The organism is Phaeovulum vinaykumarii (assembly GCF_900156695.1).
In the GTDB taxonomy this organism is placed as follows: domain Bacteria; phylum Pseudomonadota; class Alphaproteobacteria; order Rhodobacterales; family Rhodobacteraceae; genus Bieblia_A; species Bieblia_A vinaykumarii.
This window is the reverse complement of record NZ_FTOM01000001.1, coordinates 824,018-837,111: the sequence shown is the minus strand read 5'-3', so window position 1 is coordinate 837,111 and position 13,094 is coordinate 824,018. Positions and strand designations below refer to the sequence as shown.

Annotated in this window: 14 protein-coding genes; 10 read left to right on the top strand and 4 right to left on the bottom strand. The window is 69.5% G+C overall.

The window, feature by feature from the left end; translation table 11 throughout:
* Window positions 1-89: 89 nt before the first annotated feature.
* The 10 genes from BW949_RS03875 to BW949_RS03830 all read left to right on the top strand — a co-directional run bounded on the left by BW949_RS03875 (window position 90) and on the right by BW949_RS03830 (window position 9,759).
* Window positions 90-620, top strand: coding sequence for an acyl-CoA thioesterase (locus tag BW949_RS03875; RefSeq protein WP_076363563.1), 531 nt, complete (start codon window positions 90-92; stop codon window positions 618-620).
* Between the two features lie 129 nt (window positions 621-749).
* On the top strand, window positions 750-2,111 hold the full coding sequence (locus BW949_RS03870) for an MFS transporter (protein WP_076363562.1): 1,362 nt from the start codon (window positions 750-752) through the stop codon (window positions 2,109-2,111).
* A gap of 31 nt (window positions 2,112-2,142) precedes the next feature.
* A complete protein-coding gene (gene mepA / locus BW949_RS03865) occupies window positions 2,143-3,051 on the top strand; it encodes a penicillin-insensitive murein endopeptidase (protein WP_076363561.1) in 909 nt (302 codons plus the stop codon).
* Complete coding sequence (locus BW949_RS03860; RefSeq protein WP_076363560.1) at window positions 3,024-3,989, top strand: esterase-like activity of phytase family protein; 966 nt, start codon at window positions 3,024-3,026, stop codon at window positions 3,987-3,989. Before mepA ends, BW949_RS03860 begins: the two co-directional genes overlap by 28 nt.
* 118 nt (window positions 3,990-4,107) lie before the next feature.
* Complete coding sequence (locus BW949_RS03855) at window positions 4,108-4,740, top strand: VUT family protein (RefSeq protein ID WP_076363559.1); 633 nt, start codon at window positions 4,108-4,110, stop codon at window positions 4,738-4,740.
* 305 nt (window positions 4,741-5,045) lie between these two features.
* Window positions 5,046-5,468 carry an alternative ribosome rescue aminoacyl-tRNA hydrolase ArfB gene (gene arfB, locus BW949_RS03850; protein WP_076363558.1) on the top strand — a complete coding sequence of 141 codons (423 nt, stop codon included), beginning with the start codon at window positions 5,046-5,048 and terminating at the stop codon, window positions 5,466-5,468.
* A complete protein-coding gene (locus BW949_RS03845; protein WP_076363557.1) occupies window positions 5,458-6,717 on the top strand; it encodes an aspartate aminotransferase family protein in 1,260 nt (419 codons plus the stop codon). The genes arfB and BW949_RS03845 overlap by 11 nt, the downstream gene beginning before the upstream one ends.
* On the top strand, window positions 6,714-7,706 hold the full coding sequence (locus BW949_RS03840) for a phosphotransferase enzyme family protein (RefSeq protein WP_076363556.1): 993 nt from the start codon (window positions 6,714-6,716) through the stop codon (window positions 7,704-7,706). The genes BW949_RS03845 and BW949_RS03840 overlap by 4 nt, the downstream gene beginning before the upstream one ends.
* Window positions 7,703-8,188 (top strand): NUDIX hydrolase, encoded by a 486-nt coding sequence (locus tag BW949_RS03835; RefSeq protein WP_076363555.1) that lies wholly within the window; start codon window positions 7,703-7,705, stop codon window positions 8,186-8,188. The genes BW949_RS03840 and BW949_RS03835 overlap by 4 nt, the downstream gene beginning before the upstream one ends.
* Window positions 8,189-8,283: 95 nt before the next feature.
* Window positions 8,284-9,759, top strand: a complete 1,476-nt coding sequence (locus BW949_RS03830) for an inorganic phosphate transporter (protein ID WP_076363554.1) — start codon at window positions 8,284-8,286, stop codon at window positions 9,757-9,759.
* A gap of 86 nt (window positions 9,760-9,845) precedes the next feature.
* Here the strand turns inward: BW949_RS03830 and fliP are convergent, their stop codons facing one another.
* The 4 genes from fliP to fliF are packed head-to-tail and all read right to left on the bottom strand — an operon-like array spanning window position 9,846 to window position 13,059.
* Entirely contained in the window at window positions 9,846-10,571 is a 726-nt protein-coding gene (gene fliP / locus BW949_RS03825; protein ID WP_076363553.1) for a flagellar type III secretion system pore protein FliP, read from the bottom strand.
* A gap of 1 nt (window position 10,572) precedes the next feature.
* Window positions 10,573-10,851 carry a FliM/FliN family flagellar motor switch protein gene (locus BW949_RS03820; RefSeq protein WP_076363552.1) on the bottom strand — a complete coding sequence of 93 codons (279 nt, stop codon included), beginning with the start codon at window positions 10,849-10,851 and terminating at the stop codon, window positions 10,573-10,575.
* The gene (locus BW949_RS03815) at window positions 10,844-11,446 is read right to left on the bottom strand and encodes a FliH/SctL family protein (RefSeq protein WP_076363551.1); all 603 of its coding nucleotides are present in this window, start codon (window positions 11,444-11,446) and stop codon (window positions 10,844-10,846) included. Before BW949_RS03815 ends, BW949_RS03820 begins: the two co-directional genes overlap by 8 nt.
* Entirely contained in the window at window positions 11,446-13,059 is a 1,614-nt protein-coding gene (fliF, locus tag BW949_RS03810; protein ID WP_076363550.1) for a flagellar basal-body MS-ring/collar protein FliF, read from the bottom strand. The genes BW949_RS03815 and fliF overlap by 1 nt, the downstream gene beginning before the upstream one ends.
* Between the last annotated feature and the right edge of the window lie 35 nt (window positions 13,060-13,094).

The window sequence follows — 13,094 nt, the reverse complement described above, 5'->3', positions numbered from 1 at the left end:
TCGCGGCGGCTCGCCGCGACGCGGCGTCGGGGTTGACCTGCGCGCGCCGGCGGGCGACGGCTGGGGCAGCGTTCAGGAGACCTTTTGCGATGTATCCCTTTCTGCGTCTGGCCAAGGAATGGTGGACCACCCGCAATGCCCCGCCCCTGCCGATCGACGGCGTGCATGTCTCGCATCATATCTGCTGGCCCTGGGATCTCGACCCGTGGATCGAACTCAACAACGGCCGCACGCTGACGCTCTATGATCTGGGGCGCATCCCCTTTGCCATGCGCACCGGCCTGATCGGGGTGTTGCGGCCCAATGGCTGGGGCATCACGGTCGCGGGCAACACCACGCGCTATCGCCGCCGGGTCAGGATGTGGGACCGGATCGAGATGCGCTCGCGCTGCCTGGGGTGGGATGCGCGCTTCTTCTACATCGAACAGGCGATGTGGAAGCAGGGCGAATGCACCTCGCACATGCTGTTGCGCACGGCCATCACCTCGAAGGCGGGGATCGTGCCGCCCGCCGAGGTCGCCCGCGCGATGAAGGTCGCCCCCGAAAGCCCGGTGCTGCCCGAATGGGTCTCGGCCTGGATCGCGGCCGAGGCCCGGCGCCCCTGGCCGCCCGAATTCTGAGGGCCGCCCCCCCACACTCGCCCCCGCGCGGCAGCCCGCCGCGGCGGGCTTGCTTGCCCCGCGGCACGATTTCGGGCTTGATCGGGACAGCGCGCGGGCGTTCCTGCGCCGCAGAGCGAGAGGCCCGACATGTCCGAGACCGCAAGCCCCGCCCGCCCCCCTGGCGCGCGGCGGCGCATCTGGGGGTGGTTCTTCTTCGACTGGGCCAGCCAGCCTTACAACACGCTGCTGCTGAACTTCGTCTTTGCCCCCTACATGAAGGAGCTTCTGGGCGACGGCTCGCGCGCGCAGACGGTCTGGGGCTACGGGATCGGGGCCGCGGGCCTGCTGATCGCGGTGCTGGCGCCGCTGCTGGGGGCGGTGGCCGACCGGGCGGGGGGACGGATCGCCTTTGTCGCGCTGTTTTCGGTGATGTATGTGCTGGGGGCCTGGGGGCTGTGGTGGGCCGTGCCGGGGGATTTCAACCTGTGGTTCGTGATGGGCGCCTTTGCGCTGGGGCTGATCGGGATGGAATTCGCCACCATCTTCACCAACGCGCTGCTGCCCGATCTGGGCACCCGCGACGAGATCGGCCGGATCTCGGGGTCGGGCTGGGCCTTCGGCTATGTCGGGGGCCTCGTGTCGCTGATCTTCACGCTGGCCTTCCTGGCCGAGAATGCCCAAGGCGTGACGCTGATCGGAAGCGCGCCGATCTTTGGCCTTGATGCCGCCGCGCGCGAGGGGACGCGCGCTGTCGGGCCGCTGACCGCGCTGTGGTATGTGGTCTTCATGATCCCCTTCTTCCTGTTCGTGCGCGACCGCGCCCGCCCCGACCGGGTCAGCGTGGGGCAGGCCGCGCGCGAGGCCTGGCCCGAGCTGAAATCCACGCTGAAGGGCCTGCCGCGCAATCCCTCGCTGGCGGCCTATCTCGCGTCGTCGATGCTTTACCGCGATGCGCTGAACGGCATCTTCTTCTTCGGCGGGATCTATGCCGCGGGGGTGCTGGGCTGGTCGATCGTGCAGGTGGGCGAGTTCGGCATCCTGGGCGCCACCGCGGGCGCGATCTTCGCCTGGGTGGGCGGGCGCGCCGACAGCCGCTGGGGGCCCAAGCCCGTTATCGTGGTGACGGTGATCGTGCTGGCGCTGGTGACGCTGGCGGTGATCCAGGTCTCGCGCGAGGCCGTCTTCGGCATGCCGGTTCCGCCCGAAAGCCATCTGCCCGATGTCGTCTTCCTTGCGCTGGGCGGGCTGATCGGGGCGGCGGCGGGGGCGCTGCAATCGGCCTCGCGGACGATGATGGTGCGCCAGTCCGACCCCGCGAAATCGACCGAGAGCTTCGGGCTCTATGCGCTGGCGGGCAAGGCGACCGCGTTCATCGCGCCGCTGTCGGTGGGCGTGGCGACGCAGGTCACGGGCTCGCAGCAGGCCGGCATCGTTCCCCTGTTCGTGCTTTTCCTTGCGGGTCTCGTGCTGCTAGTCTGGGTCAAGCCCGAGGGGGCGCGCCCTCGATAAGTCCCGCCGTTCCAACCCCGGAGGTCCGCGCGTGCGATCCCTGTCCCTGACCGCTGCCGCCCTTGCCCTTGGCCTTGCCGCGGGGCTGGCGCTGCCCGCCGGGGCCGAGCCTCTGGCGCGGCAGCTTTTCGGGGCGCAGACCGTGCCGTCGCGCCAGCCCTCGCAGGCGATCGGCTTCTATTCGCGGGGCTGTGCCTCGGGGCTGGTGGCGCTGCCCGAAAGCGGGCCGACCTGGCAGGCGATGCGGCTGTCGCGCAACCGCAACTGGGGCCAGCCGGAACTGGTGCAATATCTGATCGACCTGTCGGCCACGGCGCGGCAACTGGGCTGGCCGGGGCTTTATATCGGCGACCTGAGCCAGCCGCGCGGCGGGCCGATGACCGGGGGGCATGCCAGCCACCAGATCGGGCTGGATGCCGATATCTGGATGTTGCCGCCCAAGCGGCTGGACCTGTCGCGGCGCGCGCGAGAGAATATCTCGTCGATTTCGGTGCGCACCAATGACCAGACCCGCGTCAACGGCAACTGGACGCCGGTGCACCATGCGCTTTTGCGCGCGGCGGCGTCGGACCCGCGGGTGGACCGCATCTTCGTGGCAGCCGCGGTCAAGATCGAGATGTGCCGGACCGCCACGCGTGCCGACCGCAAGTGGCTTCAGAAGATCCGGCCGCTTTACGGGCACAACACCCATTTCCACGTGCGCCTGAAATGTCCGCCCGGCAACCCGTTGTGCGAACGTCAGAAACCCACCGTCGCGCAATTGTCGAACGGGGGGGATGGCTGCGACGACAGCCTGATGTGGTGGGTGACGACCTATCTTGAGGAGCTGCGCAATCCGCCGCCGCGGCCCAGGCGCACGGGGCCGCCGCCGCGCAACGCCAAGACCTACACCATGGCTGATCTGCCGCCGCAATGCGCGCAGGTCTTGCGGTCACGGTGAGCCGGCGTCTGCGCGCGCTGGCCGCGCTGGTCGGGATCGGGGCGCTGGGGATCGGCGTCTGGGCGGCTGGCGTCTGGGCGGCCGATCGCCCAGACGCCGGGGCGCAGGCCGAATTCCTGGCCTCCATCCCGCTTGTGGCCGAGGATGGCGCCACGCTTCAGGGCATTTCGGGGGTGGCGATCCTGTCGGGGGGCGCACGCTTCCTGGCGCTGTCCGATCATGCGGCGCTGTTTGTCGGCGAGATCCGGCGCGACAGCCGCGGCGTGCCGCGCCGCCTGGGCCCGGTGGCGCGGGTCGCGCTGCGCGGGATGCAGGGGCAGACCCTTTACAAGATGCAGGGCGATTCCGAGGGGCTGGCGCTGGGCCGGCGCGGCGCGATCTGGATCAGCTTCGAGGGCAAGCACCGCATCGCGCGCTATGATCTGGCGCGCGGCACGGCCCTTTCCGCCCGCGCCGAGGTTCCGCCGCCCCCACAGGTCACCGAATTCGGCGAGAACTCCGGCATGGAGGCGCTGGCCCTGGCGCCCGATGGCGCGCTCTGGACGATGTCGGAAACCCCGCATCAGAGCGTTTTCGTGATCTGGCGCCATGCCGCCGGGCGCTGGACGCGCGCGGGCGCCATTGCCCGCGACGGCGCCTTCATGGCGGTGGGGGCGGATTTCGGCCCCGACGGGCGGCTCTACCTGCTTGAGCGCGCCTTCTGGGGGCCCTTGGGCTTCGTGTCGCGCCTGCGCCGCTTTGCGCCTGCCGATCTGGCCGGGGGGGCGCCGCAGATGGGGCAGGTTCTGATGACCTCGGTCCTGGGGCAATACGACAACCTCGAGGGGCTGGCGGTCTGGCGTGACGGCGCGGGGCGGCTGCGCGCCAGCATGGTCTCGGACGACAATTTCCGGTCGTTCCAGCGTGCGCAGCTGGTCGAATACCGCCTGCCCGACTGAGCCCGCCGCCACCGTCCCGTCATCGCCGAGATTGACAGCCGCCCCCGCCGGGCGCTAGAGGGGCGCGCCTGCCGGTCGGCGGGCCAAGTCTCCGCAACCTTGCCAAAACGGACATGACATGACCCGTTCTTCCGAAATGCCGCGCCTGGGCGCGCTGCTTCCTGCCATTGTGGCCATGGCCATGGTGGTCGTGGCCTCGAACATCCTGGTCCAGTTCCTGCTGGGCGACTGGCTGACCTGGGGGGCCTTCACCTATCCCGTCGCCTTCCTTGTCACCGACCTGACCAACCGCTTTCACGGCCCCGCAGCGGCGCGGCGCGTCGTGGTGGCGGGCTTTGTCGTGGGGGTGCTGTGCTCCTTTGCTGCGGCGGGTCTCGACAAGACCACCTTGCGCATCGCGCTGGCCTCGGGGCTGGCGTTCCTGTCGGCGCAGATGCTGGACGTGGCGGTCTTTGACCGGCTGCGCGCGGGCAGTTGGTGGCGCGCGCCGATGGTGTCCACGCTGCTGGGCGCCTCGCTCGATACCGCGATCTTCTTCTTCGTCGCCTTCTCGGCCGCGCTGATCCCGCTGGAGCCGGCGGTCGACACCCTCTGGGCGGCGGAAACCGTGCCGCTGCTGGGGCAGGGGCCGGGCGCGCCGCTGTGGGTGTCGCTGGCGGTGGCGGACTGGAGTGTCAAACTTGCCCTGGCCGTGGTCGCGCTGATCCCGTTTCGCCTCATTGTGCGGCAATATCGTCCACGCCTTGCGTGAAAGTCTTTGACACGCACCAGATCTGTGGCACGCTGGGCCCATACGGCAACCCAGCGAAAGGAGGTGGTCCAGTGTCGAGAGTGATATTGGAGAGAGGTGTCGGGACAGTCACGAGGAGCGGCGCCTGAGGGCAGCCCCGAGGGTGCACCCCTCGCTGACTGGGACCAGCTCGGTTATCCCTAACTGGCCCATCTCCGTGGATCTCGGGGGGCCGCCGGCAACGGCGGCCCTTTTGGTTTTGCGCGTTCTGGTGTTTTGTGGCCGGGCACGCACCACATGTCATGCAGGATTCGAACAGGCCGGATATGCTGCACATCACCGATGCCATCTCGATTGCCGAATGGGAGCTGAGCGAAAGCTTCACCCGCGCGCAGGGGCCGGGCGGGCAGAACGTCAACAAGGTCGAGACGGCGGTGGAATTGCGCTTCGAGGCCGCGCGCAGCCCGCATCTGGATCCGGCGGTGAAGGCGCGGCTGAAGCGGCTGGCGGGGCGGCGCTGGACGGCCGAGGGCGCGCTGGTGATCCGCGCCGAGGAAACGCGCAGCCAGGCCCGCAACCGCGAGATCGCGCGCGCGCGGCTGGCCGAGCTGATCCGCGCCGCGCTGGTTGCGCCGCGCCGGCGCATTGCCACGCGGCCGACGCTGGGCAGCAAGCGCCGCCGTCTGGCCGCCAAGAGCCAGCGCGGTGAAGTGAAGGCGCTGCGCGGAAAGGTGAGCGATGACGAGTGACCCGGATCTGGTGACCCGCCGCGCGCGGCTTCTGGGGCCCAATGTGCCCACCTTCTATGACCCGCCGCTGCATATCGTGCGGGGCGAGGGTGTGTGGCTGTGGGACGCGGCGGGGCGGCGCTATCTGGACGCCTACAACAACGTCCCGCATGTGGGCCATTGCCACCCGCGCGTGGTCGAGGCCATCGCCCGTCAGGCGGCGCAGCTGAACACCCATACGCGTTATCTGCACGAGGTCATTCTGGACTATGCCGAGGCGCTGACCGCGCGTCTGGGCCACGATCTGTCGCAGGTCATCATGGTCTGCACCGGCTCCGAGGCCAATGACATCGCGCTGCGCATGGCCGAGGCCGTGACCGGCGCGCGGGGGATCGTGGCGACCGACAACACCTATCACGGCAACACCACGGCGGTGGCGGCGCTGTCGACGCGGCGCCCGCCGATCGGGGGGCGGCCGGACCATGTGCGGCTGGTGCCCGCGCCCGATGCGTTGGCGCCGCTGGGGGGCAGCCGGGATGCGCAGGGGGCCGCCTTTGCCGCCCATGTCGCCGCCGCGATCGCGGATCTGAAGGCGGCCGGGCACGGCTTTGCGGGGCTGATGCTGTGCCCGGCCTTCGCCAACGAGGGCCTGCCCGATCCGGGGCCGGGGTTTCTGGATGACACGGTCGCGGTGGTGCGCGGCGCCGGCGGCCTGATCCTGGCCGACGAGGTGCAGCCCGGTTTCGGCCGGCTGGGCACCCATTTCTGGGGCCACGAGGCGCTGGGCTTTGCCCCCGATGTCGTCACCCTGGGCAAGCCCATGGCCAACGGCCACCCCGTCGGCGCGGTCGTTGCGCGCCCGCAGGTGATGGCCGCCTTCCGCGAGGCCTTCGGCTATTTCAACACCTTCGGCGGCAACCCGGTCTCCTGCGCGGCGGCGATGGCGACCTTGCGCGTGATCGAGGACGAGGGGCTTCAGGAAAACGCCCGTGTGGTGGGCGACCATCTGTTGGGGCTTTTGCGCGGGTTGTCGCATCCGGCGCTGGCCGACATCCGCGGGATGGGCCTTTTCGCGGCGCTCGAGTTTCACCCCGACCACGCGGCCACCTGTGCCGCGGCGGTCGAGGGGCTGGCGCGCCGCGGCGTGTTGACCGGCCGGGTCGGGCGCGCCCAGCATATCCTGAAGATCCGCCCGCCGATGCCGTTTTCGCGCGGGAATGCCGCACAGCTTGTCGAGACGCTCGAGGGCGTGCTCGGGGGGCTGGAATGACCGCGCCCGTCTCCGATCCGCTTCTGGCGGCGGCGGATGCGGTTCTGGCGGCCTGGGGCGGCGCGCTTGAGCCCCCGCGCCTGATCACCATGCGCGAGAATGTCGTTCTGGCCGCGCGTCTGACCTCGGGCGCCGAGGTGGCCTTGCGCCTGCATCGGCCGGGCTATCAGGATTGCGCCGCGATCACGTCCGAACTGACCTGGTGCGCGGCCCTGGCCGAGGCCGGCGCGCCGGTGCCGCGACCGGTGCCGACCTGCGCGGGGGGCTTCACCGCGCCTGTGCCCGGTGCCGAGCGCTGGGCGTCTTGCGTGGAATGGCGGGCCGGGGCGGCCATCGGGCGCGGGGACCGGCCGCTGCCGGGTGATCGTGCCGAACAGGTGGCCCTCATGCACGATCTGGGCGCCGCTATCGCCCGTCTTCACGCGCTGTCGGATGTTTGGGTGCCGCCGCCGGGCTTTGTTCGTCCTGCCTGGGATGCGGCGGCGCTTCTGGGCCCCGCGCCGCGCTGGGGGCGGTTCTGGGAAAACCCCGCGCTGGGCGCGCAAGGCCGTGCCTGCGTTCTGGAGGCCGCCACGCGCGCGCGCACCGCACTGGCCGAAGGCGAGCGCGACTGGGGCCTGATCCATGCCGACATCCTGCGCGAGAACGTCTTGCGCGGCCCCGAGGGGCTGGTTCTGATCGACTTCGACGACGCCGGTTTCGGCTGGCGCAGCCACGATCTGGCCACCGCGCTGATCCAGAGCCTCGAGGAACCCGCCCTGCCGGAATTGGCCATGGCGCTGCTGGCGGGCTATGCTGCCGGCGGAAGGGCGGCGCCGCCGGTTTCCGAACTGGCGCTGTTTGTGATGCTGCGGGCCTTTGCCTCGGCGGGTTGGGTTCTCAGCCGGGCCGGGGCCGATGATGCGCGCGTGGCGCTTTATGCCGGGCGGGCCGAGCGGCTGGCGCGGGCCTATCTGGACGGGTGTCTGCCCTGGGAGGATCCGAGATGACCGCACCGCGCGCCTGCGACACGCCGGCCTGCAAGATCGCCGGCTTCCTGGCCACGCTTCTGGGCCGCCGTCCGCCCTATCTACAGGTGGGTGCGCTGTGCCTGCGCCGCAATCGCGCGCAGGATCTCGAGGTGCTGATGATCTCGTCGCTGCGGCGCGGGCGCTGGATCATCCCCAAGGGCTGGCCGATGAAGGGGCGTTCGCTGGCGGGCGCGGCGCTGCGCGAGGCCTGGGAGGAAGCCGGGGTGCACGGCAAGGTCTCGTCCCGCCCGATCGGGCGCTATCATTATGACAAGGAACGCGCGGGCGGGCTGCCCCTGCGTTGCGAGGTGCGCGTCTTTCGCGTCGATGTCGATCATCTGGACGACGACCACCCCGAGGCCGGGCGACGCAAGCGCCACTGGATGCACCCGCGCGAGGCCGCGGGTCTGGTCGACGAGCCGGGGCTGGCCGCGCTTCTGGAGGGGCTCGCGCCGCGCTGATCGCGGGGCTTCGAGGCTTTCCAAGGTTGCCGCGATGGCCGATCCGGGCTATCGAGCCGCCCGACATGACGATCACATGACGGCGGGACGGGATCATGGCAAAGGAACCGATCGACGCGTGGAAGACGCTCGACAAGGATCTCGGGCGGATCGGCCGTCTCGAGGAGGCGGCCCTTTTCGTGTCGCGTCCGCTGGTCGCGCCAGGCATTGCGCTGGCCTTCATCGTGCTGGCGGGGCTGGTGGCGGCGGTTGTCATGGGGGCGCAGACCGGCGCTGTCCTGATGATCGCGGCGGCGGCGATCGGGGCCTATATGGCGCTCAATATCGGCGCCAACGATGTGGCCAACAACATGGGCCCGGCGGTGGGCGCCAATGCGCTGAGCATGATGGGCGCGCTGGCGATTGCGGCCTTCTTCGAGACGGCGGGCGCGCTGATCGCGGGCGGGGATGTCGTCAAGACGATCTCGACCGGCATCGTCGCGCCCGGCACCATCGGCGGCGGCGCGGAATTCGTGCGCGCGATGATGGGGGCGCTGCTGGCCGCGGCGCTCTGGCTCAACCTGGCCACGGCGCTGGGGGCGCCCGTCTCCACCACCCATTCCATCGTCGGCGGCGTCGTCGGTGCGGGGGTTGCGGCGGCGGGGCTGTCCGCGGTGAATTGGGTGGCCATCGGCACGATTGCGGCCAGCTGGGTGATCTCGCCGCTTCTGGGCGGGGTGATCGCGGCAGGCTTTCTGGCGCTTCTCAAGGCGCGGGTGATCTATGTCGAGGACAAGCTGGCCGCGGCGCGGGTCTGGGTGCCTGCGCTCAACGGCATCATGGCCGGCAGTTTCGCCACCTATCTGGCGATCAAGGGGCTCAAGCGCATCGTCACGGTCGATCCGCTGACGGCGCTGGGCGTGGGGATCTGTGCGGGGCTTCTGGTCTGGGCGGTGTCGGTGCCGCTGGTCCGGCGCCAGTCCGAGGGTCTCGAGAACCGCAAGAAATCGCTCAAGAAACTGTTTTCCATTCCGCTGGTGATCTCGGCGGCGCTGTTGTCCTTTGCGCATGGCGCCAATGACGTGGCCAATGCCGTGGGGCCGCTGGCCGCCATCGTGCATGCCTTCGATGAAACCGGGGGCCCCGAGGCGGCCGCGATCGGCATTCCGTTGTGGGTGATGCTGATCGGGGCGGCGGGCATTTCGGTGGGGCTGGTCCTGTTCGGGCCCAAGCTGATCCGCATGGTGGGGTCCGAGATCACCAAGCTCAACCAGATGCGGGCCTTCTGCGTGGCGCTCTCGGCGGCGCTGACGGTGATCGTGGCGTCGTGGCTGGGGCTGCCGGTCAGCTCGACCCATATCGCGGTGGGGGCGGTCTTCGGGGTCGGCTTCTTCCGCGAATGGCATTCCGAACGGCGCGCCCGCGCCCAGGGCCTGATGCGCGGCAAGTCCGTCCCCCCCGAGGAGCGCGCGCGCCGCAAGCTGGTGCGCCGGGCGCATTTCACCACCGTGGCGGCGGCCTGGGTCATCACCGTGCCGGCCTCGGCGCTCCTGTCGGGCGGGCTTTACCTGCTGCTTGCGCGCGTGATCTGACCGCGCGCAGGTCTCGAACGGAAACGGCCGCCCGTGGCATGAGCGCCGGGCGGCCGTTTGCATGTTTGCGCACCGGGTGCGCGCGGTCAGAAGTAGCTGCGCACCAGCGCCCCGGAGATCAGCGTCCAGCCATCGGCCACCACGAAGAAGGCCAGCTTGAAGGGCAGCGACACCACCGCGGGCGGCACCATCATCATCCCCATCGACATCAGCACCGCCGAAACCACGAGGTCGATGATCAGGAAGGGCAGATAGATCAGGAAGCCGATCTCGAAGGCACGCGAGATCTCGGACAGCAGGAACGAGGGCACCAGCACCGGCAAGGGCGCCTCGGCGATCGGGCCGGTGGGGGGCGGGCCGGGGCGCAGCGCCACCAGCGACGTGAAGGTGTCCGGGTCGATCCGGTTGGCCATGAAGCCGCGGAAGGGTTCGATCCCCGCCATGACGGCGGATTTCACATCCATCGTGCCGGCCAGAAGCGGCTCGCCGGCCACGCGCCAGGCCTCCATGAACACCGGTTCCATCACGAACCAGGTCAGGAACAGCGCCAGCGTCACGATCAGCATGTTCGGCGGCGATTGCTGCAACCCGATCGCCTGGCGCAGGATCGACAGCACCGTCACGATGAACGGGAAGCAGGTGATCATGATCGCCAGCCCCGGCGCGAGGCTGAGCAGCGTGATCAGCGCGATCAGCAGCATCGAGCGACCGGCCAGGGATTCGCCGTCGCCCATCGAGATCGAGATCTCCTGCGCGCCTGCCGGCAGCGCAAGGCAGATCAGGGCCAGCGCCAGCCCGAATGCGAGGCGCATCTCACAGGCCGTTCTGAAGGTCTGCCACTTCGGTCAGGCGCACCGCCAGCTGGCCGGCCTGATCGCCGTCAAGCTCGGTCAGCTCGCCCCGCGCGATGAGCTTGTCACCGACGTAGAGCTCGACCGGATCCTCGACCCGCCGGTCCAGCGGCAGGATCGAATCATGCTTCATGCGCAGCAGGTCGCGCACCAGCGGGCGGGCCTTGCCCACCGAGATGGTGATCTCGATCGGAACCTGGGTGAAGGGGTTGGAGCTCGAGACCTCGGGTTTGTCAGTCATTGGCTGCCTCCTTTCTGTCGGGGCCAAAGAAGGTGGTGACCGCGCCCGAGATCGACTTCAGGACGCTGTCCAGATCGATGCGGGTTCCCGCATCGCCCATGCGCAGATAGACCTGCCCCTCGCTGAGCGAGGCCTCCTCGACGAAGCTCAGGGGCAGGTTGCAGCGTTCGGTCAGGAACCCTTCCACCGCGGCGCGGCTGAGGGGGCTGACGGCAACGCTGATCGGCATGTCGGCCAGGCGTTCTGCCTCGGGCCGGATCTGTTCGAGAACATGCGCGGCGAGGGTCTCGCGCGCGAGGGTGGGGAGCACGGCATCGACCATGTCCCGCAAGAGCGGCTCGAGGCTTTGCAGGATATGCCCGCGGGCCTCGGCGTAGGTGAAGCTAAGCTCCTGGAGGCTGCGTGCAAGCTCGGCATGCAGGCGCGCGGTCTCGGCCTCCTGGGCGGCCAGCGCATCGTCCCAGCCGGCGGCATAGCCCTGCTCATAGGAGGCGGCCTTGACTTCGTCGAGTTCGATCGGCGTCATGCGAACCTCTTGCGCAGAGGTTCGGGGATCGGCGACCTCGAAGGTCTCGAGCTGGAACGGAAGGGCCATCAGGCTTTCTCCTCACGTTCTTCCATCCAGTTGCGCAGGATCTCGACCGATTCGGTCTGACGCTCGGCGATCAGGCGCTTGAGCCGCGCCACGGGATCGCTGTCATCCCCGCCGCCTTCGCCGAAATCGCCCATGGCCATCGGCATGTTCATCCCGCCCATGTCCAGCATCGGCAGATCGCCGGAGAAATCGCCCTCCTGGATCTCGCCGTTCAGCGCGTCGGGGTTGGTGGCCGACACGGGCGCGGGCAGCTCGCCGGCGCTGACGACCGGGGCCGGACGCATCAGGATCGGGCGCAGCACGAAGATCCCCAGGATCAGGGCCACCAGCGACAGCACGCCCAGCTGGATCAGGCTCATCGTGTCGAGTGCGATATTCGCCAGAAAGCCGCTCTGGGCCAGGGTGCCGGCGTCGGTCAGGGGTTCGAAGGGCATCGACTTGATGGTGATGACGTCGCCGCGCGTCTCGTCGAAGCCCACGGCCGAGGCCACCAGATCGCGCAGCGCGCTCAGCTCGTCGTCGGGGCGGGGGGCCCAGACGGTTTCGCCGGCTTCGTTGGTGGTCTGCGCGCCGTCGATCAGCACCGCCACGGTCAGGCGCTTGACCGACCCCGGTGCGCGCACGATCTCGCGGCGGGTTTCCGAGACCTCGTAGTTGATGCGTTCGCGCGTCTCGGTGCCCGAGCTCTTCGATTCGCCGCCGTTCTGGGCGTTGCCCGACGGCAGGTTCGAGGCGACGGTGACCGCGCCGGGATTGACGTTGTTCGCGCTGTTGGTGCGTTCCTCGGTATCGGTCGAGATGGCGACGCGGGTCTCGGGGTCGAAGCGGTGCTCGGTGATGGCTTCGCGTTCGGTCACGGTGTCGACCGAAACCTCGACCACGGCCTTGCCATAGCCCACGCGCGCCTCGAGCAGGCGTTCGACGTTATGTTTCAGTTCGGCCGCCATGTCGCCGCGCGCGGCGATGCCGGGCTGATCTTCGCCGGTGGCGACCAGGCCCACCTGGGTGTCGATGATCGACACATCTTCGGGACTCAGGCCGGCGACGGCCGAGGACACCATGAATTGCAGCGCCTTGGCCTGTGCGGGCGTGATCCCGTTCCCGGTCGAGGCGACGGTGACCGAAGCCGTCGCGCGCAGGTCGCGGCGGAAGGGCTGCCCCGAGGGATTGGCGATATGCACCCGCGCCGAGCGGATCGAGGGGCTCGACACGATGGTGCGCGCCAGCTCGCCTTCCTTGGCGCGCCAATAGGCGGCGTCGAACATCTGCGACGTGGTGCCGAAGCCCGACAGCGAATCAAGCAGCTCGTAGCCTGCGCCCCCGGTCTGGGGCAGGCCCTCGCCGGCCAGGCTCATGCGCAGCTCGTCGCGCTTGGCGGCCTCGACGTAGATCGCATCGCCGCGCACCTCGTATTTCACGCCGCGCTGTTCGAGCGCGGTGATGACATCGGCGGCCTGCGTGCCGTCGAGTTGCGCATAGAGAAGGGACAGGGTCGGATTCGACGCCATGCTCGAAAGCATCAGGATGGCCGCGAAGACGGCGGCGGTGGCTCCGGCCACGATGAGTCGTCGGCGGGTATCGAGTGCCTGCCATACGGTGATCAGCTGCTGCAAGACGCACCTCCATACGGGCTTCTGCCCTGGTTATG